The 21505-nt window shown below is 64.6% G+C and carries 18 protein-coding genes; 8 read left to right on the top strand and 10 right to left on the bottom strand.

Features of this window, described 5'->3' with window-relative positions:
- Window positions 1-101: 101 nt before the first annotated feature.
- From JQ616_RS12645 to JQ616_RS12620, 6 genes are all read right to left on the bottom strand, one after another.
- Entirely contained in the window at window positions 102-2288 is a 2187-nt protein-coding gene (locus JQ616_RS12645; RefSeq protein WP_212014880.1) for an alkaline phosphatase family protein, read from the bottom strand.
- Window positions 2288-3991, bottom strand: a complete 1704-nt coding sequence (locus JQ616_RS12640) for a multicopper oxidase family protein (RefSeq protein ID WP_212014878.1) — start codon at window positions 3989-3991, stop codon at window positions 2288-2290. The genes JQ616_RS12645 and JQ616_RS12640 overlap by 1 nt, the downstream gene beginning before the upstream one ends.
- Before the next feature lie 493 nt (window positions 3992-4484).
- Entirely contained in the window at window positions 4485-5783 is a 1299-nt protein-coding gene (locus tag JQ616_RS12635) for a dicarboxylate/amino acid:cation symporter (protein WP_212014876.1), read from the bottom strand.
- Window positions 5784-5880: 97 nt separating this feature from the next.
- Window positions 5881-7062, bottom strand: coding sequence for an aminotransferase class V-fold PLP-dependent enzyme (locus tag JQ616_RS12630; RefSeq protein ID WP_212016258.1), 1182 nt, complete (start codon window positions 7060-7062; stop codon window positions 5881-5883).
- A gap of 183 nt (window positions 7063-7245) precedes the next feature.
- Complete coding sequence (locus tag JQ616_RS12625) at window positions 7246-8055, bottom strand: IclR family transcriptional regulator (RefSeq protein ID WP_212014873.1); 810 nt, start codon at window positions 8053-8055, stop codon at window positions 7246-7248.
- A gap of 108 nt (window positions 8056-8163) precedes the next feature.
- Window positions 8164-8619, bottom strand: a complete 456-nt coding sequence (locus JQ616_RS12620; RefSeq protein ID WP_212014872.1) for a hypothetical protein — start codon at window positions 8617-8619, stop codon at window positions 8164-8166.
- A gap of 70 nt (window positions 8620-8689) precedes the next feature.
- Between JQ616_RS12620 and JQ616_RS12615 the strand changes: the two genes are divergently transcribed.
- The 3 genes from JQ616_RS12615 (at window position 8690) to JQ616_RS12605 (ending at window position 11386) form a co-directional block, all read left to right on the top strand.
- On the top strand, window positions 8690-9475 hold the full coding sequence (locus JQ616_RS12615; RefSeq protein WP_212014870.1) for an ATP12 family chaperone protein: 786 nt from the start codon (window positions 8690-8692) through the stop codon (window positions 9473-9475).
- A gap of 64 nt (window positions 9476-9539) precedes the next feature.
- The gene (locus tag JQ616_RS12610; protein ID WP_212014868.1) at window positions 9540-11126 is read left to right on the top strand and encodes a flagellar hook-length control protein FliK; all 1587 of its coding nucleotides are present in this window, start codon (window positions 9540-9542) and stop codon (window positions 11124-11126) included.
- Window positions 11123-11386 (top strand): EscU/YscU/HrcU family type III secretion system export apparatus switch protein, encoded by a 264-nt coding sequence (locus JQ616_RS12605; protein WP_021081624.1) that lies wholly within the window; start codon window positions 11123-11125, stop codon window positions 11384-11386. The genes JQ616_RS12610 and JQ616_RS12605 overlap by 4 nt, the downstream gene beginning before the upstream one ends.
- A 13-nt stretch (window positions 11387-11399) precedes the next feature.
- Here JQ616_RS12605 and JQ616_RS12600 read toward each other — a convergent pair whose 3' ends face one another.
- Window positions 11400-12608, bottom strand: coding sequence for a hypothetical protein (locus tag JQ616_RS12600; RefSeq protein ID WP_212014866.1), 1209 nt, complete (start codon window positions 12606-12608; stop codon window positions 11400-11402).
- Window positions 12609-12661: 53 nt separating this feature from the next.
- Here JQ616_RS12600 and blaOXA point away from each other — a divergent pair, with 53 nt between their 5' ends.
- Both blaOXA and JQ616_RS12590 read left to right on the top strand, forming a co-directional pair.
- The gene (blaOXA, locus tag JQ616_RS12595) at window positions 12662-13474 is read left to right on the top strand and encodes a class D beta-lactamase (RefSeq protein WP_212014863.1); all 813 of its coding nucleotides are present in this window, start codon (window positions 12662-12664) and stop codon (window positions 13472-13474) included.
- 83 nt (window positions 13475-13557) lie between these two features.
- Window positions 13558-14214 (top strand): carboxymuconolactone decarboxylase family protein, encoded by a 657-nt coding sequence (locus JQ616_RS12590; RefSeq protein WP_212014861.1) that lies wholly within the window; start codon window positions 13558-13560, stop codon window positions 14212-14214.
- 27 nt (window positions 14215-14241) lie between these two features.
- Here JQ616_RS12590 and JQ616_RS12585 read toward each other — a convergent pair whose 3' ends face one another.
- Window positions 14242-15597: a PLP-dependent aminotransferase family protein gene (locus tag JQ616_RS12585; RefSeq protein ID WP_212016257.1), complete on the bottom strand. Its 1356-nt coding sequence runs from the start codon at window positions 15595-15597 to the stop codon at window positions 14242-14244.
- A gap of 169 nt (window positions 15598-15766) precedes the next feature.
- On the opposite strand from JQ616_RS12585, the gene JQ616_RS12580 reads away from it, so the two are divergent.
- A complete protein-coding gene (locus JQ616_RS12580; protein ID WP_249136740.1) occupies window positions 15767-16693 on the top strand; it encodes a DMT family transporter in 927 nt (308 codons plus the stop codon).
- On the opposite strand, the gene JQ616_RS12575 is transcribed toward JQ616_RS12580, so the two are convergent.
- Both JQ616_RS12575 and JQ616_RS12570 read right to left on the bottom strand, forming a co-directional pair.
- A complete protein-coding gene (locus tag JQ616_RS12575; RefSeq protein ID WP_212014859.1) occupies window positions 16690-17691 on the bottom strand; it encodes a dienelactone hydrolase family protein in 1002 nt (333 codons plus the stop codon). The two genes, JQ616_RS12580 and JQ616_RS12575, sit on opposite strands and share 4 nt — an antisense overlap.
- Before the next feature lie 102 nt (window positions 17692-17793).
- Entirely contained in the window at window positions 17794-18198 is a 405-nt protein-coding gene (locus JQ616_RS12570; RefSeq protein WP_212014857.1) for a DUF4260 domain-containing protein, read from the bottom strand.
- A gap of 162 nt (window positions 18199-18360) precedes the next feature.
- Between JQ616_RS12570 and JQ616_RS12565 the strand changes: the two genes are divergently transcribed.
- Both JQ616_RS12565 and JQ616_RS12560 read left to right on the top strand, forming a co-directional pair.
- Window positions 18361-19893, top strand: a complete 1533-nt coding sequence (locus JQ616_RS12565; protein WP_212014856.1) for an acyl-CoA carboxylase subunit beta — start codon at window positions 18361-18363, stop codon at window positions 19891-19893.
- Window positions 19894-19895: 2 nt separating this feature from the next.
- The coding region (locus JQ616_RS12560; protein WP_212016255.1) for an acetyl-CoA carboxylase biotin carboxylase subunit at window positions 19896-21505 on the top strand (1610 nt) is incomplete at its 3' end.

Below are 21505 nucleotides of genomic sequence, written 5' to 3'. Positions count from 1 at the left end.
GCACGTTACAGGCTCGCGCAGGCTTTGGACAACTAGCCCGGCAAAAACGAAATCCGCCGGCCTTCCGGGCCGGCGGATCGTTAGGTCGCGAGGTGCGGTCGTCAGTTGTTCCAGTTGCCGCCTTGATCGTTGCCGTCGCCATCGCCGTGATGGTGATGGCCACCGCCGTCGAAGTCGAAGAAGTCGAAGAGATCGCTGAGTGCCGGGCTGTTGACCGGAACATAGGGATTGCCGGGCGCCGTGACCGGGTTCGGGTAGTTGTCGCGGCTGCGGTTGGTGATCGGCTCCAGGCGCCAGTTGCGCTCGATGAATTTGATGATCGAGACGTGATCGGCATACTCATGCGAGATGTGGCCCTGCCGCGCGAACGGCGACACCACGATCAGCGGAATACGGGTGCCGTCGCCGAAATAATCCAGCGGCTGCACATAGCCGGAGTCGAAGTACCCGCCGCCTTCGTCGAAGGTGATGAAGATCGCGGTGTCCTTGGCGTAGTCCGAGGCCTGGACCTGGTCGACGATCTTCTTGGCGAAGCCTTCGAACAGGTTGAGCTTGGACGACGACGGGTGACCGTCGGTGAAGCCGCTCGGCTTGACGATGGAGACCGCCGGCAGCGAGTGCTTGCTGAGGTCGGAGTACAGATCAACCGAGTCCTTGATATGGGCTGCGACCTGTTCCGGATGCGACATGATCGAGCTGTCGTACTGGAACGGATTGCAGATATTGCAGTACTCGTCGGCGGTCGGGCCGGCGACGCCCCAGTTGAGCTGGTAGGGATCGTTGACGTAGTTGCTCCACTGGTCGCCGTAATACTTCCAGGAGATGTTGCGCTCGTTCAGGCTGTCGCCGATGCTCTTGCGGGTCGACGGCGGGATCGTGAACGGCGTGTTCGACGGATTGGTGTCGGTGTAGGCGTTCTTGCCGTTGCCGAAATAACCGGGATTGTAGTTGTTCAACAGATAATAGTGGCCCGGTTCGCAATTCGCGTTGATCCGGATGTTCTTCAGATAGTCCAGGATCGGCTTGACGCCGGGTTGGCTCGGATCCGAGCAGTCGCTGTAGGAACCGCCGCCGGACACCGGGCTGGTCTGGTACGGCGCGGGATAGCCGCCATTGCCGCCGGCGCCGTAGCCGTCTTCGGTGTACCAGTTGTTGGTGCCGACAGCCGGATTCGGATTCTCGATTTCATGCACGATGCCGGCGTCGGGCGTGCCGCCGAAAACCTGCGTGCCGTTCGGCGGCACTGCGGCGTTGCCGTAGGTGTCGCTGAAATAGATCATGTCGGCATGACCCAGCATGATGTGATTGGCACCGGTGCCGCCGTTGACGGACTGGTGGAAGTTGTCGCTCATCGCATATTTCTGCGCCAGCGATGTGAAGTAGGGCACGTCACCCTTCTGCACGTTGTAGAAGCCGAGCGCCGTCGAACCTTCACCGGTGGTCTTCGCGGTCGGCGAATACTCGGTGGAGAAGTTGGAGGGCGGCGTCGCGCCGTTGGCGCCGGCGCCGACGGTCACTTCGACCCAGGCGAACAGATTGGCGCCGCAGCCCGACGGATTGTCGCGGCTGGCCGCCGAGTGGTTGCAGTTCAGCTGCTGCCACATCTGGTAGAAGCGATGCACCGGGCTTGCCGAATAGGAGTCGTACGGCATGCCATCGGCGTTGGTGAGCTGGAACGGACCGGCCGGCAGCGCGCTGACATTGGTGATGCGCTGGTCGGGGGTCTGCGAGGTCTGACCGGTGCCGCCGGAGAGCAGGTACTGGTAGTATTCGGACGGCAGGCCGGATTCCGACTGCTGCGCCAGCGCAAGTGACGCTTCGCAGGTGGTGATCGGCGAGCTGCCGCATTGGTTCGGAATGTAGGAGACCTTGGGGCCGCCGACCAGCGGAGACGGCAGCTGATCCTTCGGGAAGTTCTGCTTCGGCGGGCTCAGCAGGAACGCATCGTTCGGGCCGTTATCCATGGCCGCCTGCTGGTGCGCCTTTTCGAAGTCCGGTCCGGGGATCGCGTTCTTGCTGGCGTCGAGCTTGACGATGCCCTGCGAGAGCAGGTTGAACACGTTTTCGCCGGAACGCTGCGGCACGTAGGTCGCGAACACGTGGTCGAAGCTGCGGTTCTCGCCGACAATGACGATCACGTGCTTGATCGGCGTCCGGGTCTCGTGGCCACCACCATGATGATTCCAGTCCTCCGCAAGCACCGGGCCGGCGGTGAACTGACCCAGCGCAAGTGCGCTGAGGGTGAGGCGGCATCCCTGCAGCCAACGTGACTTGTGCCTGTCGCGCATTAAAGCTCTCCTTTTTGCTCGTTGAGCGGCTTGATGGAACTTGCGGTGTCTCGCGGCACGACCTTGATCCGCCCCATCATGCCGCCGTCTTCATGCTCGAGGACGTGGCAGTGGTAGACGAAGGTGCCGACGATGTTGGGATCGCGGAAATCCATGCGCAGGCGCACGCTCGGATATTTCAGCATCCGGCCGTTGTAATAGGGAACGTTGACGGTATCGCGCAGGAACGGCTCGTTGACGGCGACACCGGACCAGTCAAGCAGCTGGAAGTGCAGCTGGTGGATATGGAAATCATGCAGCTCCATCGAGCGGTTCTCGATGATCCAGTCCTCGACGTCGCCCTGTCTCACGGTGATGTCGGGACTATCGGATTGCGGATCGAACGGCTTCGGGGTCTCGCCGTCGATCGTCATGAAGAATTTGGTCGGACTGTTCGGATCGTTGGGGTTCTCCGGCTGTTCGGAGAAGAACAGTTTTCGCACGCGCACCGGCGCGACGTTGCCGACCCAGGGCCGCTCTGGTTTCGGAAGCGGCTCGGCGTGCGCGGGCAGTGCGGCCTGCGGCGCGGCGGCATCGGCCGAGGCGGTGATGGCAACCAGCGCGCGGTTGGGATCGTTCTCGCCGGCGGGACCGGTGTCGACCGCGCGCGTCACTAGCAACGCCTGTGCGCCGGCCGGGGGTCCCTCGACGATGAACTCGGCGCGCGAGCCCGGCGGCAGGCCGATATGATTGACCCACTGCACCGGCGGCGACGGGCTGCCGTGGAATTGCAACGGCACGCCATCGAGAGCGACGATGCCGATTTGCTGCGGCGCGCGGCCGACCAGCAAAGCGAGGTTGAGATAGGTGATCGCGGAGGCGTTCAGCACGCGCCAGAGCTGTCGCTCGCCCGGCTTCATCTTGAGCTGGGCCGGCGGATAGTTCGGATAGGGCACCGGCACGAAATTGACCGAGAGATCCTTCGACGGCTTGCCGAAGCCGGTGCCGGAGTTGGCGACGTCGCCATCATTGTCGATCTGGCTCTTGGTCATGACCGGCTCGAATTTCGACGGCGACGCGCCGGGATTGACGAGATCCTGGTCGCGGATCACCAGCACGCGCTCGGGCAGGCCAGCAAGCTGCGGATCGGCGCGCTCGATGCCTTCGATGATGATGGCGCCGGAGGCGCCGCCAAGCACCTGGGTCTTGCTGAAGCCGTGGAGATGCGGGTGGTACCAATAGAGCCCGGGCGGCGCGTCGTCCGGAATCCGCAGGCGGTATTCGAACGGCGCATCGTCGGGCTGGGTCGAGGTTTTCAGCACATCATCCTGATGGCAGACCGGCGGCACGGTCAGCCCGTGGAAGTGCAGATTGGTCGAGATCGGCGTCATCGCGCCGCTCGCGCAGGCGTCGACTTTCGGCCTGGTCGTGCAGATCGGCGCGCCGGCGAGCGGCTTGTCGATCGCGGGCGTTGCGGTGTCGAGGTCGACGAGGTCGTTCTTGAAATGGATGACGAGCTGATCGCCCGGCTTCAGCCGCAGGGTCGGCGACGGCTTGCCGTCCGGCGTCAAATAGCAATAGCGGCTGGTGCCGTCGGGCAGCTTCTCGTCATGAATGCTGAGGTCGGTTTCGAGCACGCCGTCGCGGCTGCGCAATTCGCCGGGCTCTTTGATCGCGCTGCCGGGTTCGGGCCGGGCACAAACGTCCGGTCGTGCTCGTGCCATATCCTGCAAGCCAGTTGCGCCGAGCAAGGCCGTCATGCCGCTCGCAGCAAGCCCCAGGCATGCCGCAGCGATGACACAACAAACGGTCGAAAGTCGTCGCGCCACGCCGCCCCGCTTATACGCCGGCGCGCGCGCGCAAGCGCGCGACCGACGTCACGGGTGGCGTCAGTTCACGTCTTGCGACCGCAAGGGTCGGCAAATGCTTCTGTTTGGTGTCGGAAAGCTAGCGGCGCGTTGTTGCCGAAATCTGGCAGGTTTTTAACACGTAGATGACAGAAACTTGCGGCACTTCGACGCAGAAGCGCGCGCAACGTTCAAACCTGCTGAGCGATCAATCGGATGACCCATTCACCGACTGAATTGCGGAGATACGGAGACGCGCAGGCAATCCGCAGAAATTTTTTCGATGTCGCCGATCTTGTTACGTGCAGTCGCGCCGACGACGAACAAATTCCAGCGAGCGGCCTCGTGATTCCAAGGCCGCGAGCTCTCGCTATCCCGCGACGGCGGTTGGCAGGAACTTTGCGTCTTGCTCGACAGGCTCGCTCAGTTCGTTCTCCCATTTTGCAACTACGGCCGTTGCGACGCCATTGCCGATGACATTGGTCATTGTCCGACCCATGTCGAGAAAGGCGTCGATTCCGATCAACAACACGAGGCCGCCCGCCGGCAGGCCGAAGGTGGGGAGGGTGGCGGCAGCAACAACCAGCGAGGCGCGCGGCACGCCGGCGATTCCCTTGCTGGTGATCATCAGCAACAGCAACATCGCGATCTGGGTCGTGATCGGCATCTCGATGTTGAAGGCCTGGGCGACGAACAGCGCGGCGAAGGTCTGATACATCATCGAGCCGTCGAGATTGAACGAATAGCCGAGCGGCAGCACGAAGCCGGTGATCCGCTCCGATACGCCGAACTTCATCAGCTGCTCGATCATTTTCGGGAAGGCCGCCTCGCTGCTCGAGGTCGAGAACGCGATCATCATCGGCTGCCGCAGCAGACGAAGCAGGTTCCTGATCGATCCGCCGAGCACCACGCTGCCCGCGCCGATGATGATCACCCAGAGCACGAGCAGGCCGAAGTAGAAGGCGCTGACGAACTTGCCATAGGTGATGAGCACCCCAAGTCCCTGCGTGGTGATCACCGCGGCCATGGCGGCGAACACGCCGACCGGCGCAAAGCGCATGACGTAGTCGGTGAATTTCAGCATCACAGGAACGATCTGATCGATCGACCGCGCGATGTCGGGCGCCAGCGTGCCTTTGACCGCACTCAGCGCAAAGCCGAAGAACATCGAAAATACGAGGATCTGCAGCACCTCATTGCCGGCCATCGCCTGCACGACGCTGATCGGGAAGACGTGGGCGGCGAAATCCTTGACGTTCAGGGCGCTGGTCTGGACGTTGGCGGTGGCATTGACGTCAGGCAGCGCGAGACCGAGGCCGTGCCCCGGCTGCAGCAGGTTCGCGAGCACGAGCCCGACCGTCAGCGACGCTAATGAGGCCGTGATGAACCAGGCCAGCGATTTGACGGCGATGCGTCCCACGGCACCCCCGCTGGCGCCGAGGCTGGAAATGCCGGAGACGATGGTGGCGAACACCAGCGGCGCGATGATCATCTTGATCATGCGCAGGAAGATGTCGGAGATGATGGCGAAGTAGCCGGCGATCGCCTTGGCTTGTTCCGGGCTCGCGAGAGTGTTGCACGCGTAACCCACGGCAATGCCGAGGAACAGGCTGACCATGATGTATGTGGTCAGCTTGCTCGAAGTCTGGACTCTGCTGCCTGCCTGCATGACGTGATCCTGCGCCACCGGAGAGTTGCAGCATCCGAGCTGTGGCGCGCCTCACGGCGTCTCGGAGTGCCGCTGAATTAAATGGACAGCCTATAGGCTAGCCTAGCTTGGACAGGACGGCCGTACGGGCCTGGGTCGATGGCGCGTTGCGGGCGCGGATCGCCTCGATCAGACGGTCGATATCTTCGGTAGTGTTGAACATGCCGAGCGACACGCGGATGCCGTCGCGCTCCGGCGAGACACGGATGCCGTTCTGGGTGAAGTAGTCCAGCCAGTCGGCAGCCGGCAGGGCGATGACATAGATGTGCGGCGCGCGGTGCTGCCGCGCGCGCGGGCCGACCAGGCCGATCCCGAGCCGATCGAGGCGCTCGATCAGGTAATCGCCGAGCTCGAAGCAATGCTGCTGGATCTGCTCGATCCCGATCTGGTTGATGAGGTCGATCGCCGCGCCCAGGGCCTGGACTGCCGGCAGGTTGAAATTGCCGAGCTCGAAGCGGCCCGCAGTCGCGGGCAGGGCCATGTTGTCTGCGCTTGCGATGAAGTCGAGCGGCGGCTCGGCAAGACTGGCTGCCGCAAGGTAGGCAGGCTCCAGCTCGGTCCGCGTCGCATCCCAATAGAGCAGGCCGAGCCCTTGCGGTACCAACAGGCCCTTGTGGGTGCCGGAGCCGATGAAGGTTGCCTTCATCGCCTTGGCGTCGATCGGCACCACGCCGATGCCCTGCATCACGTCGACCACAAAGTAGAGCGAATGCTGCGCGCAGAGTTCGCCGACGCTCTCGACGTCGAAGCGATGACCTGCATGAAAGGTGACCTGCGACATCGAGATCGCGCGCGTCCGCTCGTCGATATGCGGCCGGAAGCTTTCCGCATCCACCACTTCGGTCATCGGGATGAAGACGATCTCGACGCCCTTCTTGCGCAGATTGAGGAAGGCGTAGGCGTTGTTGGGATGATCGCCATGGATCATCAGAACCTTGTCTCCGGCACGAAGCGGCAGCGCATTGGCGGCGATGTTCATGCTCTCGGACGTGTTCTTGGTGAATGCGATTTCGTGCGGCTTGACCCCGAGGAAACTGGCGACCTTGGTGCGGGTCTCTTCGAGGCGATTGAGCCAGACCTGCTTCGGGCCGGCGTTTTCGAAGCTCTCCCACAGGAAGCGCTCGTACGCCTCCTTCACCGGACGCGAGAGCGGCGTCTGAAAGCCGCTGTCGAGGTAGACCACGTGCTCGGCGGCCGGGAAGGCCTTGCGAACGGCCGATATGTCGTAGTGCTGGCGCATGATCACTCCGGTGGCTTTGGGCACGGCAAGACGTCCCGCCGGACGGTCCGGCGGCGCGATCAGGCCTGAAGTCGCAAAGTGGACTTGGAGTGCGCTGCCTCAATCGTGGTCAGCGCAATCAACTGCCTCAAGGATACACAGGATTGGCATGAGATCGAGATTTACTTCGAAAAATGAGAGTATTTATTCCGAAAATTGAGAATAAACGAAATCTTCTTCATGGTCCTGTAGAATGGTCTCGGACAGCAGCGCTGCGGCCTCCTGCAACGGGGCGATGAAAGCATCGAGACCCGCGAAGCCGACGCGCGCCGCGGGCACTGAAACACCGAGGCATGCGATCAGGTCGCCGTCAGGCGACACGATCGGCACGGCGCAGCCGACGACGCCCCGCACGAATTCCTCGTTGGTCTTTGCCCAGCCCCTGCGCCGCGTCTCCTCGAGCAAGGCCAAGAGCGCGTCGGGATCGGCGATGGTGGTCGGCGTGTAGCGCACGAGGGGGAGCGATTTGACCAGCCGCTGGCGAACCTTCGCGGGCAGCCGGCTCATGTAGATCTTGCCGGTCGACGTGCAATGCAGCGGCGCTGCTTCGCCCGGATTGAACTGCAACGCCTGCTGTTGCTTGGAGCGAACGCTGTCGACATAGACCACGACGTTGTCGCGGACGACGCCGATCTCGCATTGCTCGCCGATGCGGTCGGCCACCGCGCTCAGCACCGCGTGCCGGCGCACGGTGCGAAACGCCGCGCCGATCGTCTTGGCGGCGAGCGTCACCAGTCTGCTTCCGACCACGTAGCGCTTGGTGCCGAGCGCCTTCTGGATCAGGCCTCGCGCTTCGAGATTGCCGATCAGCCGATGCGCAGTCGGAAGCGGAAGCGAAAGCGCGGCCGCGATCTCGGCAGCCGACAAAGCCTTCTTCTGCTCGGCAACGAAGCTCAGGATCGCGATCGCCCGATCCAGTGGCCCGTCGTTGGAGCTGTCAGGTTCGTTGGCCACGATCCATTCCTCTGCGTCGATGTCGCCCCCACAGCTTTACAGCAACGCAAACCGAAAGGCTCGCGCCGAAATCGTGCGATGCAGGCGTCGATCGCGGCTCATTGCCGTCTACCGTCCGAACTGCGCCAGAAACATCCGCAGTGAATCGTGCGGGCTCTCGACATCCGAGATCACCCAGCCCTCGGGGCCGTTGACGACGATGAAGTTGAGCGTGACCGTGCGGCCCTGGTTGTCGAACGTGACCGTCAGGTAGGTCTTGTCGAACTGCCGACGCAGGATCGCGATCGAGACGGCGCCGAGCTGCCAGGCCGGGCTCTGCACCAGGAAATCATAGGGCGCGTCGTGCGGTGCGGACCACGCCGCGCGCAGGCTGGACTCGAAGAATTGCCGCGCCGTCGCCTCGTCGCGCGGCAGCCCGGCCGAAAACTCCGCGCTGCCCTTGCCGTAATGGGCGTAGACATTGCGGATCAGGGATTCCGGCGAGCGGAACCCGGCACCGGCGGTGGCGGCCCCGAAAGCCGCCGCAACCAGCGAAAAACCCGCAAGGAATTTGCCGCGTCCCATCAGCTTTATTTGCCGTTGCCGCTGACATATCTTGCAGGGAAATCCCTCCGAACGAAAGCCTGCCGGCGTAATGCGCGAACTCTTCGAAGACGTCCCCAACCAAGCCCCGCTCGATCCGCAGGAGGCGGTGCGGCGCCATATCCGCACGCCGCAGCGCAAGCGCTTCTACACCAGTGCGGGGGTCACCGAGGCCGATGGCGGATTTTTGATCACGCTCGACGGCAAGCAGGTCCGCTCGCCCTCCGGCAAGCCGATCGTGGTGCCGACCCGCGCCATCGCGGATGCGGTCGCGGCGGAATGGAATGCGCAAGGAGAGACCATCGATCCCACCACCATGCCGCTGACGCGGCTCGCCAACAGCGTGATCGAGGGCGTGATCGATCGCGCCGACGAGGTCGCCGACGATGCGGCCAAGTTCTTGGGCAGCGATCTGCTGTTCTATCGCGCCGGCCACCCCGACGCGCTGGTGGCGCGCGAGGCCCAGCATTGGGATCCGATCCTGTTCTGGGCTGCGGACGCGCTCGGCGCCCATTTCGTGATGGCCGAGGGGGTCATGCATGTCGGCCAGCCCGAGCCCGCGATCAAGGCAGCGCGCGCCGCGTTCCCGACCGATCCATGGTCGGTCGCAGCCCTCCATGTGGTGACGACGCTGACCGGCTCGGCGCTGCTGGCGCTGGCGCTGGTGCACGGCGTTCGCGACGAGGACCAGATCTGGGCGGCCGCCCATGTCGACGAGGACTGGAACATCGAGAAATGGGGCGTCGACGAGGAGGTGGCCGCGCGCCGGGCTGCCCGCCTGGTCGATTTCAAGGCCGCCGCCGGCGTCCTCAGGGAGCTCAAGCCGGCTACCGGTTAACGAGGGGTTTACGGCGCCGGGCTAGCCTGCGGCACGTCCCTCGCGCCTCGCCGAGACCTCCGACATGGCAATTGCCGTCAATCCCGTGCTTCCGGTGCTCGCCTCGAAGGAGGCGGACAGCGCTGCGCCGGATCTCACGCTCGAGACCGGCAGCGTCGTCAATGCGCAGGTGCTGAAGGTCTTGTCCGCCGATCTGGTGCGGATCGCGATTGCGAGCCTGTCGATCGACGTCCAGACCGAGGTGCCGCTGCAGCAGGGCCAGACCCTGCAACTCGCAGTATCGCAGAGCAATGACGGCGGCGTTCGCCTGCAACTGGTTGGACCGGGCGCGGGCAATGGCGATGCGGTGCAGCTGTCGCCACAGGCGGCCAACGTCACGTCAGCTGCTCAGCCGGTCGCCACGGTGCCGAAGGTTGTGCTGACGCCGCTCGAGCGCGTCACCATTACCGCGACGGCGCAGCACGCGGCCACGGTGCAGGGCAGCCAGGCGCCGCTGTTCGCCAATCTCACGGCGGTTGCCACAGCCAATTTGCCGCCCAAACTACAGGCTGCGATCGCGCAGGTGTTGGCGCAGCAGACCGGCCTCGATCAGAATTTGAGCGGCGATGCCGTCAAGGCCGGCTTCCAGAAATCCGGCCTGTTGCTCGAGGCCACGCTCGCCGCGGGTGTTACGCCGCCGGCCGGCAACGTGCCTGACCTGAAAGCCGCGCTGATCGTGCTGCGTCAGGCGCTGACCTCGCTCGGCGCGGGCGAGGCGGCCAGGCCCGCGACCGCGCCACCGCCGCAGCAACCGGCGCTGGCTGGCGCCAGCACGGCGCCGAGCATTGTGCCGCCGACCGCAGATGGCCTCGAGGTTCAGGAGATCCTGCTGCCGCAGGCCCGCGTGCCAGTCGCCGAGGATGTGACGCGCACCGCCACAGGACTTGCCGGCGCACTTGCGGATGCGCTCGATGCCGGCCCGTCATCGGGCGGCACGCTCAATCTCATTCAGGAAGCGCTGCACGAACTCGGCAATCCAACACGGCAGGGCACCGCGCCGCGGGAGATGCTGCCGGGTGATGTCGTGGTACGCGGCAACACGCCGCCACCGCCGTTCCACGGCGCGCTGCCGTCGGCACAGGCCGTTGCCGAGCCGTCGATCGCGCCAGGCACGCCGCTCGCGACCACGGCACATCGTCTCTTGGAAAACACCGACGCGGCGCTGGCGCGGCAGACGCTGCTGCAGGTTGCCTCGCTGCCGGGCCACAGCGATGCCGCGCGCGCGCAACTCGACGCCATGGTGCCGCGCTGGAATTTCGAGATCCCGTTCCTGACCCAGCAGGGCACGGCAATGGCGCAGTTCGAGATTTCCCGCGACGGCGGCGGCAATGAGATCGAAGCGGCCAAGCGGGTGTGGCGGGCGCGCTTCACGCTGGACGTCGAACCGGCGGGGCCGGTGCACGCGCTGGTCTCGCTGAACGGCGAGCGCACCTCGGTGCGGATGTGGGCCGAGCGTCCGTCGACCGCCGCGCAATTGCGCGCCGGCGCTTTCGAATTGAGCCAGGCGCTGACCAGGGCCGAGCTTGTGCCCGGCGACATCGAGATCCGCGACGGCAGCCCGCCGCAACCCGCGCCCGCACGTGCCGGCCATTTCCTGGACCGCGCATCATGAGCGAGACGCAGAACCAGCTCGCGGTCGCGCTGCATTACGACCATGCCGGCGCGCCGCGCGTGGTCGCTAAAGGCAAGGGCGCGATCGGCGCAAAGATCATCGAGGTCGCCAAGGCCAACGACATCCCGATCGAGGAGAACGAGGTCCTGGCCGGCGCGCTCTCCAATGTCGAGCTCGGCGACGAGATTCCGGCCGAGCTCTACAAGGCCGTCGCCGAAGTGCTGGTGTTCGTGCTGCGGATGTCGGGCCGGGCTCGGTAGCGCTAGACGCGCGTCAGTCGAGGCCCCAGGTGTGCGGCTGCAACAGTTCGGCGGGAGGCTTGACCTCGTCGATCGAGACCGGGCGCCGCGTCAGGCGTGTGGCGGTCCATGTCCGATCGTCTATTCTTGAATGAGACTCCTCCTTGAGCACGATCCCGTCTTCGGTCTTGCAGGCCGATGTGAAGCCGTGTGTCCACCCAGGGTTCATGTGGTACCAGCGACACGACTCGCCAAGGATCGTGTCGCTTCGACCTAAATCCTTTGGTGCATATCGTGGGTCGGGTAGCGCTGCGCTCGTCGATACCGGAAGTCCTGATTTCAACGGCCAGATCGAGAGTCGATTGGGAATCCCGGCGCTGTCGCTCTCGTAGCTAAGTCGCGTCCCCGAATCGTAAGTGATTGCGATATTGCGACGTGGGCCATCGATCTCCTCGGTGAACCGCCACAGGCCGCTTTGGCGAACCGTACGGATCACGGGCGTTGGCCGGTCGGCGCCGACCGAGAGCTCCATGACAACCTCATAATCCGGCTTTGTCGAACGTTCTGGCGCGTCCTGCTCCGGCCAGTCTAACGCCAGCAGGGAGCGCGGCGGATGGACCTCGTTGTCCGAAACCGGCCGGCGTTCGATCTTCGTCGCCTCGATTGATCTTCCGACTTTGTCTCCGTAAATAGATCTGTGCCAGAGCTCGATGCCATCATCGGTCACGCAGCTGGATTCAGAGGATTTCAGGCGACCATAGACTTCGGGCTTGTTCCGTTGGGTTTCCCACACTGTGCAGCTTTCACCGAGATGGTTCTGTCGTTCACCGGTATTGCGCGCTTCGTAGTCGACCCCGTTCAAGCGTAAGCGATCGCGGCTGATCCCAACGCTCCAATCATAGAAGCCGATAGTAATTCCGCTACTCCGGTAGTATTGGCCGGTTGACGAATCTATACTCGTGGTTACGTGGGTCCAATTGCCGTGATGCATCACAATCTGGCTGCTTTCCTTCGGATCGTAGGATTTCGTTGCCGTTGTGGTGACTTCGTAGTCCGGTGGAGATAGTCCGGGTGGCACGAATGGCGCCTCGGCGGCGGCTTGGCCGGCAGCAAGGCAAAACATTGTGACGAGCAGCCCGCGCAAGACGCGCCCCTGTTTTGACATTCCGATAACCTCAACCTTAGCGCGAACTGGGTCGGCAAGTTGGCGATCACACGCCTGATCTGGCGTTTTGGTTGTCATTGCTCTACCACGATAGCAACCATCGTCGCCAACCCAACTCGCCCAGGTCTCCCGTGATCCATCGTCGCCATGCGCTCGGTCTGTTTGCCGCCGCTGCTATCCTGCCGTCGCGCAGTTTTGCGAATGTGTCCTACCAGCGCAGCGAGTTTCGCGAGGATCTGCAGAAGCGGTTCTTCGATCTCGGCACCGAGGGCACCTTCGTCGGCTACAAGATCGACGACTATCTGATTATCGCCAGCGACAAGACCCGCTCGGGCGAGGGCAAATTGCCGGCCTCGACCTTCAAGATCCCGAATGCGCTGATCGCGCTCGAGACCGGCGTGGTGCAGGACCCCGACAAGGACGTCTTCAAGTGGGACGGCGTCACCCGCAGCATCGAGGCCTGGAACAAGGACCACACGCTGCGCTCGGCGATCGCGGTGTCGGCCGTTCCGGTGTTCCAGGAGATCGCCCGCCGGATCGGCGAGGAGCGGATGAAGAAGTATGTCGACATCATCGACTACGGCAACCGCGACATCGGCGGCGGCATCGATCAGTTCTGGGTCACCGGCAATTTGCGGATCGATCCGGTGCAGCAGATCGATTTCCTCGACCGCTTGCGCCGCGGTGTGCTGCCGGTCGGCAAGCGCAGCCAGCAGCTGGTGTGCGACATCCTTCCGGTGACGAAAGTCGGCGACGCTGTCATTCGCGCCAAGACCGGCCTGACCGACAAGGAGCACGGCTCGCTTGGCTGGCTGGTCGGCTGGTCCGAGAAGGGCAGCGACATCACCGTGTTCGCGATGAACATGGACTGCAAGACCCAGGCGCAGATCGACGCGCGGATGAGCGTGACGCAGCAATGCCTCACCGATATCGTCGCGCTGTGAGGGGCTGATCTACGCGCAGCGCGGCTGGTCGATGCTGTGCGGCTCGACTAGCATCCTCCGATAAGAGCAAAATCGGAGGAATCATGCATTCAACAACTGTCTGGCTTTCGTCGCTCACGCTGGCCGCAGCCGGCGGCTGGCTCGCGGCCACGGTGTTCCCGGCACCGGCCACCAGCAAGGAGCCGCGTTTCCCGCAGCTCACGATGGATCAGCTCAGCGATCTGCAGAAGCCGCTCGGCGAGCAGATCATGAAGGTGTCGAGCGTCGGCATCGGCGGTCCCTACAATCCGATCATCCGCAGCCCGGTGCTCGGCCAGCGCCTGTACGATCTCTTCTATTATCTGCGCTGGCAGACCTCCGTGCCGACCAGGCTGAACGAATTCGCGATCCTGATCATCGGCCGGCAGTGGCGCTCGCAGGTCGAATGGTTCGCGCATGCGCCGCTGGCGGCAAAGGCAGGGCTGTCGCCGGACGTGATCGCAGAGTTGAAGGTCGGCGACCGGCCGTCGAAAATGGCCGACGACGAGGCCGTCGTGTACGACTTCGTCACCGAGCTCACCACGACCAAGAAGGTCTCCGACGAGACCTATGCGCGGGCCAAGAAGATCTTCAACGATCAGCAGATCGTCGATCTCACCGCGCTCGCCGGCAATTACGTGATGGTCGCGATGATCCTGGCAATGGCCGAAGAAACCGTGCCGCCCGGCAAGGAGGAGCCGTTCAAGGTCGGGGAGAAGTAGCGTGCTGCTACATCGATCGAGCGCGCCTTAGCGCCCGATCGCCCGCTGCAACGCCGGCATCAGCTTCGGGTCGCGGCATTGCGCGACGTTGAAGCGCATGAAGCCGGTGGCCGATTGCGTGGTGCTGAACACGTTGCCCGGCGCCAGCACGATGTTGTCGGCGAGCGCCGCGCGCGCCACGTCGGCGGAGTCGCAGCCGTCGGGCAGGCGGCACCAGAGCTGGAAGCCGCCGCGCGGCATCAGCCACGGCTCGATGCCGATGCGCTGCAGCTTCTCGCCGACGTCGCGACGGGCGCGCGCGAGCCGCCGGCGCAGCTCCTCGACATGCTTGCGGTAGAAGCCGGTCGCGAGCACGCTGGCGATGATTTCGGTCGCGACCGCGCAGGGGCCGCCGAATCCGGTCGCGACTTGCAGATCGACCAGCTGCTCGATCCAGTCGGCGCGCGCCGCGATGAAACCGCAGCGCAACGACGCCGACAGCGTCTTGGAGAAGCTGCCGATCCGGATCACGCGGTTCAGCCCGTCGAGCGCCGCGAGCCGCGCCGACGGCTCCGGCTCGAAATCGGCGAAGATGTCGTCCTCGACGATGGTGAGATCGCAGGCGGTGGCGGCATTCAGCACGCGGTGCGCGGTCTGCGGCGACATCGTCGCCCCTGTCGGATTGTGCAGCCCGGACACGGTGATGTAGAGCCGCGGTCGCTCGGCCTCGAGCACCGCCTCGAAGCTTGCGACATCGGGGCCCGCCGGCGTGTAGGGCACGCTGACAAGCTTGACCTGATGGGCGCGCAGCAGCGCGCGGAAATTGAAGTAGCAGGGATCGTCGACCAGCACCGTGTCGCCCGGCCGCAGCAAGAAGCGGCAGATCAGGTCGATCGCCTGGGTGCCGGACATCGTGAGCAGCACCTGCTCGGGCGATACTTCGAGGCCCTCGTCGGCGAACCGCGCCATCAGCGTGCGGCGCAGGGCGAGCGAGCCGCGCGTCGCGCCGTAATCGGCGAGCACGGCGTCCTCGGCTCGCGCCAGGCCGCGGAACGCGCGCCGCAGTGCTTCGGTCGGCATCCAGTCGGCAGGCAGCCAGCCGCAGCCCGGCTTCAGCGCGCCACTCGCGGCGTCGAGCGATTGCCGCGACACCCAGAACGGATCGACGGCGCGGTCGTGCTGCGGCTGGTCCTTGGCCAGCGACAGCGGCGGCAGCGCCGCGGACGAGACGTAGAAGCCGGACCCCGGCCGCGCCCGGATCAGGCCCTCGGCCGCGAGCCGGTCATAGGCCTCGACCACGGTCGAGGGCGAGACGCCCATGGTCGCGGCGAAGCTGCGGATCGAGGGCAGGCGGTCGTTGGCGGCGAGCGCGCGGCTCGCGATCCTGGCGCGGATCGCGTTCATCACATCGGTGGTCCGGGTCGCCTTCGGCGCCGAAATAGCGCGATCGTTGGATGGTTGCCGCAAGTGTATGCCTACCTCTACCCATACAGTTTGGCGATATTGTACTGATCCGTTACTGCCTTGGCCAGACCGTCGCCACTATCGTCGCCCGCGAAAGCCGAGGTGTGCGATGAGCGATTCGAAGACATTGTCGGGGAAGTCATTGTCGGGGAAGTCCTGGGCGGGCGCGGGGAGCGGCGGCGCGTCGCTGGACGGCTGGGGCAGCGGCCTGCTCGGCGTGATCATCTTCAGCGGCTCACTGCCGGCGACGCGCGTCGCGGTGGCTGGATTCTCGCCGCTGTTCCTGACCTCGGCGCGGGCTGCGATCGCGGCGCTGCTCGGCGCTGTGCTGCTCGCAGTGCTGCGGCAACCTTGGCCGGAACGGCGCGACCTGGTGTCGTTGACCATCGTGGCGCTCGGCGTCGTGATCGGCTTTCCGCTGCTGACCGCGCTCGCGCTCCAGCACATCACCTCGGCGCATTCGATCGTGTTCATCGGGCTATTGCCGCTGTCGACCGCGATCTTCGGCGTGCTGCGCGGCGGCGAGCGGCCGAAGCCAAGGTTCTGGCTGTTTTCCTGCATCGGCAGCGCAACGGTCGCAGCCTTCGCCTTGTCGGGCGACGGGTCGGCGTCGCTGACCGGCGATCTGCTGATGGTCGCGGCGATCATCGTCTGTGGCCTCGGCTATGCCGAGGGGGCGACGCTGTCGCGCCGGCTCGGCGGCTGGCAGGTGATTTCCTGGGCGCTGGTGCTCTCGGCGCCGGTGGTGCTCTTGATGACGATCATGACGCTGCCGCCGAGCTGGCAGGGCATCGGTGCGCCGGCCTGGCTCGGGCTCGCTTACGTCTCCATCTTCAGCATGCTGATCGGCTTCGTGTTCTGGTATCGCGGGCTTGCGCTCGGCGGCATCGCCAGCGTCGGCCAGTTGCAGCTGCTGCAACCGTTCTTCGGCCTCGCGCTGGCCGGGCTGCTGCTGCATGAACCGGTGCCGTGGTCGATGATCGCCGCGACCATGCTCGTGGTCGTCTGCGTGGTGTTCGCGCGGCGATTCGCCTAGCCCAGCTTGAAGAGCGCCTGCAGGAAATCGCTCACCGCCTTGCGGGCCTCGAGTGCGGTGGTCGGGTTGCCGCCGACATGCGGGCCGAGTTCGACGCAGGAATCCTTGTAGCTGAACGGCGCCTCTGTCGACGCGTTCATCAGCACGCCGCCTTCGCCTTCCCTGATGGTGCAATGGCGCACGGTCTGCGATCCCGTCGCCTCGACCACCGTGTTGTTGCCGATCAGGCCGGCATCGAAGCCGTGCGCGGAATCAGGATATTCGGTCAGCACCACGTCGCGCTTGGCCTCCTTGAGGCGCGCGACATAGGCCTTGCAGCTAGCGACCGGATTATAGTCGTCGGGCGTGCCATGGAAGATCCGGATCGGCCGCGCCGCGACCTCGGTGTCGGTTAGATAGCTGGTCGAGCAGTCCGGATAGAACGGGATATAGGCCGCGAACTGCACGCCGGACTTGTTCCACAGCTTGTTGAAGCGGTCGAGGCTGGCATAGAGCGTGGCCTGGCCGCCACGCGAAAATCCCATCAGCACGATGCGTTCCGGATCGACCCGCGGATGCTTGGCGAGGATCTCCAGCGAATGATAGATGTCGATGATCAGATTGAGCCGGCCGAGCAGCGCCTGGTTCGGCCCGGTGGCGGTCAGGCCGCGGCCGGAGAAGCCGTCGATCACGAAGGTCGAGATGCCCATGGCGTTGAAGTGGCGAACCCAGCCGTCCATTCCGGCGCCGACGCCGCTCGAGCCGTGCATCAGCACCACGACCGGCAGCCGGCCGGTGCCTTGCGCGATGCGGAATTCGCCGCCGACGGTGACCGGCTTGCCGTTGGGATCGCCGGTCAGGAACTGCTGGTCGGAGATCGTCACCGATGGGATGGCGTAGATCTCGGTGCGCGCCGCGATTTCCTTCGGCATCTGCTGGGCGCTGGTCTCGATGCAGGTGAACAGCACGGCGCAGCAGAACAGGATCGCGGTCGCGGCCAGGCGCCAGTCTGTCAGCATCTCATCCCCCGGATGTCGTCGTGATGATCCTCGACTACAGCAACCGGGGCGAACGCTGTCAATTTGCTCGGCCGTGCCTGGCGCGAGGAAGAGCGGGCGAGCCTAAGCCTGCTCCTTCCCGATTCGCCCGAGATGGGTGAAGCCAAAACCTCTGGAATATTTCAGCCCGTAGCCGAGCGCACGGTCGATCCCGATATGGGCGAGCCAGATCATCGCGATCGAGAGCACCAGCGGTCCTTCGCCGGCAAAACCCAGCGTCATCAGCGCCACCGGCGTCAGATAGGTGTGAGCGGCGTTGTAGGCGATGGCGCCGGCCCGCGGGCTGATCAGGTAGGCGGCAAAGCTGATGTCCGGCACCAGGAACAGCAGCACATAGACCAGCCAGGACCCCTCCCACTTGTAGTAGAGCACGGTCATCCCGATGAACAGCACCAGCCCCTCCAGTCGGAGCAGGGTGCGGACCCCGCCGGTCGCTGCGCCGGTCTCGGCCGTGGTCGTGTCAGTCATCGCAATCTCCCCAGATGTCGGAAAATCCTACCGTTTTTGCGGCTTGCCCTGCCCACAAGCCGCTTTCCGGTTCCGAAATGGCCGTGCTAAAGCCTTTTCCGAACCAAACGGACCCTCGGCTGGCGCCGGGACGCGGACTGTAGCTAACACGGGCGGAAACAAATGAAAGACATCCTCGATACCCTCGAAGAGCGGCGCGCCGGCGCCAAATTGGGCGGCGGCGAAAAGCGCATCGAGGCGCAGCACGCCCGCGGCAAGCTCACCGCCCGCGAGCGGATCGAGCTGTTGCTCGACAAGGGCTCGTTCGAGGAATTCGACATGTTCGTCGAGCACCGCTCGACCGAGTTCGGCATGGAGAAGAACAAGATCCCCGGCGACGGCGTCGTCACCGGCTGGGGCACGGTCAACGGTCGCAAGACCTTCGTGTTCGCCAAGGACTTCACCGTGTTCGGCGGCTCGCTGTCGGAAACCCATGCACTGAAGATCACAAAACTTCAGGACATGGCGATGAAGGCGAGGGCGCCGATCATCGGCCTGTATGATGCCGGCGGCGCGCGCATCCAGGAGGGCGTCGCGGCCCTCGCTGGCTATTCCTATGTGTTCCGCCGCAACGTGCAGGCCTCGGGCGTGATCCCGCAGATCTCCGTCATCATGGGCCCCTGCGCCGGCGGCGACGTCTATTCGCCTGCGATGACCGACTTCATCTTCATGGTGAAGAACACCAGCTACATGTTCGTCACCGGCCCCGACGTGGTGAAGACCGTCACCAACGAGGTAGTGACCGCCGAGGAACTCGGCGGCGCCTCGGTGCACGCGACGCGCTCCTCGATCGCCGACGGTGCGTTCGAGAATGACGTCGACGCGCTGCTGCAGATGCGCCGGCTGATCGACTTCCTGCCGTCGAACAACAGCGACGGCGTGCCGGAATGGCCGAGCTTCGACGATATCGGCCGGGTCGACATGTCCTTGGACACGCTGATCCCCGACAATCCGAACAAGCCCTACGACATGAAGGAATTGATCCTGAAGGTCGTCGACGAGGGCGATTTCTTCGAGATCTCGGAGACCTTCGCCAAGAACATCGTCACCGGCTTCGGCCGCATCGCCGGCCGCACCGTGGGCTTCGTCGCCAACCAGCCGATGGTGCTGGCGGGCGTCCTCGACTCGGATGCCTCGCGCAAGGCGGCGCGCTTTGTCCGTTTTTGCGATGCCTTCAACATCCCGATCGTCACTTTCGTCGACGTGCCGGGCTTCCTGCCGGGCACCGCGCAGGAATATGGCGGGCTGATCAAGCACGGCGCCAAGCTCTTGTTCGCCTATTCGCAGTGCACGGTGCCGCTCGTCACCATCATCACCCGCAAGGCCTATGGCGGCGCCTTCGACGTGATGGCGTCGAAGGAAATCGGCGCCGACCTCAACTACGCCTGGCCGACCGCCCAGATCGCCGTGATGGGCGCCAAGGGCGCGGTGGAGATCATCTTCCGCTCCGACATCGGCGACCCCGACAAGATCGCCGCGCGAACCAAGGAATACGAAGACCGCTTCCTGTCGCCCTTCATCGCCGCCGAACGCGGCTACATCGACGATGTCATCATGCCGCATTCGACACGCCGCCGAATCGCGCGGGCCCTGGCGATGTTGAAGGACAAGAAGGTCGAGATCCCCGTGAAGAAACACGACAACCTGCCTCTGTGACCATGTTCAAGAAAATCCTGATCGCCAACCGCGGCGAGATCGCCTGCCGGGTCATCAAGACTGCGCGCCGTATGGGGATTGAGACGGTCGCCGTCTACTCCGAGGCCGACCGCGACGCGCTGCATGTCGAGATGGCCGACGACGCCGTGCTGATCGGCCCGCCCGCAGCGGCCGAGAGCTATCTTTTGATCGACAAGATCGTCGAGGCCTGCCGCAAGACCGGCGCGCAAGCGGTGCATCCCGGCTACGGCTTCTTGTCCGAGCGCGAGGCGTTTCCGCGCGCGCTGGAGGCCGCCGGCATCGTCTTCATCGGCCCGAACCCCGGCGCCATCGCCGCGATGGGCGACAAGATCGAATCCAAGAAGGCGGCTGCGAAGGCGAAGGTCTCGACCGTGCCGGGCCACCTCGGCGTCATCGAGGACGACAAGCACGCCGTCCAGATCGCCGATGAGATCGGCTATCCCGTGATGATCAAGGCCTCCGCCGGCGGCGGCGGCAAGGGCATGCGCATCGCGCATTCGAAGGGAGAGGTCGCCGAAGGCTTCAACCTCGCCAAGGCCGAAGCGAAATCCTCGTTCGGCGACGACCGCGTCTTCATCGAGAAGTTCATCGTCGATCCCAGGCACATCGAGATCCAGATCCTCGGCGACAAGCATGGCAACGTGATCTATCTCGGCGAGCGCGAGTGCTCGATCCAGCGCCGCAACCAGAAGGTCATCGAGGAGGCGCCGTCGCCGCTGCTCGACGAGCAGACCCGCCGCAAGATGGGCGAGCAGGCGGTCGCGCTGGCCAAGGCCGTGAACTACGATTCGGCCGGCACGGTGGAATTCGTCGCCGGCCAAGACAAGAGCTTCTACTTCCTGGAGATGAACACCCGTCTGCAGGTCGAACATCCCGTCACCGAGCTGATCACCGGCATCGACCTCGTCGAACAGATGATCCGGGTCGCGGCCGGCGAGAAGCTCGCGCTCGCGCAAAAGGACGTCACGCTGACCGGCTGGGCGGTGGAATCCCGCGTCTATGCCGAGGATCCGTTCCGCAACTTCCTGCCGTCGATCGGACGCCTGGTGAAGTATCGTCCGCCGGCCGAAGCCAGCCATGACGGCATCACCATCCGCAACGATACTGGCGTACAGGAGGGCGGCGAGATCTCGATCCATTACGATCCGATGATCGCCAAGCTCGTCACCCACGCGCCGTCGCGCGCCGCGGCGATCGAGGCACAGGCGACTGCGCTCGACGCCTTCTATGTCGACGGCATCAGGCACAACATTCCGTTCCTGTCGGCGTTGATGAACCATCCGCGCTGGCGTGAGGGCAGGCTCTCGACCGGTTTCATCGCCGAGGAATTCCCGAAAGGATTTTCCGCGCGCGCGCCCGAGGGCGAGATCGCGCGGCGGCTCGCGGCTGTGGGGGCTGCGATCGATCACGTGCTGGGCGAACGCAAGCGGCAGATCTCCGGCCAAATGGGAGGCCGCGTGGTGCTGCGCGAGCGCCGCCGCGCGGTATGGCTCGATCGCACCGAGATCGCGCTTGACGTGGCGCGCGAGGCCGACGCCATCGCGGTGCGCTTCATCGGCGCCGACGGACTGCCTGGCAATCCGCACAATCT

Origin of the sequence: Bradyrhizobium tropiciagri (assembly GCF_018130545.1) — a bacterium.
GTDB classification, from domain to species: domain Bacteria; phylum Pseudomonadota; class Alphaproteobacteria; order Rhizobiales; family Xanthobacteraceae; genus Bradyrhizobium; species Bradyrhizobium tropiciagri_A.
This window is presented reverse-complemented; position numbering and strand designations above follow the sequence as displayed.

Coding starts and splice junctions, on each gene's coding strand:
- JQ616_RS12645 (WP_212014880.1), bottom strand. CDS start 2,288: ATGCGCGACAGGCACAAGTCACGTTGGCTGCAGGGATGCCGCCTCACC.
- JQ616_RS12640 (WP_212014878.1), bottom strand. CDS start 3,991: ATGGCACGAGCACGACCGGACGTTTGTGCCCGGCCCGAACCCGGCAGC.
- JQ616_RS12635 (WP_212014876.1), bottom strand. CDS start 5,783: ATGCAGGCAGGCAGCAGAGTCCAGACTTCGAGCAAGCTGACCACATAC.
- JQ616_RS12630 (WP_212016258.1), bottom strand. CDS start 7,062: ATGCGCCAGCACTACGACATATCGGCCGTTCGCAAGGCCTTCCCGGCC.
- JQ616_RS12620 (WP_212014872.1), bottom strand. CDS start 8,619: ATGGGACGCGGCAAATTCCTTGCGGGTTTTTCGCTGGTTGCGGCGGCT.
- JQ616_RS12615 (WP_212014870.1), top strand. CDS start 8,690: ATGCGCGAACTCTTCGAAGACGTCCCCAACCAAGCCCCGCTCGATCCG.
- JQ616_RS12610 (WP_212014868.1), top strand. CDS start 9,540: ATGGCAATTGCCGTCAATCCCGTGCTTCCGGTGCTCGCCTCGAAGGAG.
- JQ616_RS12605 (WP_021081624.1), top strand. CDS start 11,123: ATGAGCGAGACGCAGAACCAGCTCGCGGTCGCGCTGCATTACGACCAT.
- JQ616_RS12600 (WP_212014866.1), bottom strand. CDS start 12,608: ATGACAACCAAAACGCCAGATCAGGCGTGTGATCGCCAACTTGCCGAC.
- JQ616_RS12590 (WP_212014861.1), top strand. CDS start 13,558: ATGCATTCAACAACTGTCTGGCTTTCGTCGCTCACGCTGGCCGCAGCC.
- JQ616_RS12585 (WP_212016257.1), bottom strand. CDS start 15,597: ATGAACGCGATCCGCGCCAGGATCGCGAGCCGCGCGCTCGCCGCCAAC.
- JQ616_RS12580 (WP_249136740.1), top strand. CDS start 15,767: ATGAGCGATTCGAAGACATTGTCGGGGAAGTCATTGTCGGGGAAGTCC.
- JQ616_RS12575 (WP_212014859.1), bottom strand. CDS start 17,691: ATGCTGACAGACTGGCGCCTGGCCGCGACCGCGATCCTGTTCTGCTGC.
- JQ616_RS12570 (WP_212014857.1), bottom strand. CDS start 18,198: ATGACTGACACGACCACGGCCGAGACCGGCGCAGCGACCGGCGGGGTC.
- JQ616_RS12565 (WP_212014856.1), top strand. CDS start 18,361: ATGAAAGACATCCTCGATACCCTCGAAGAGCGGCGCGCCGGCGCCAAA.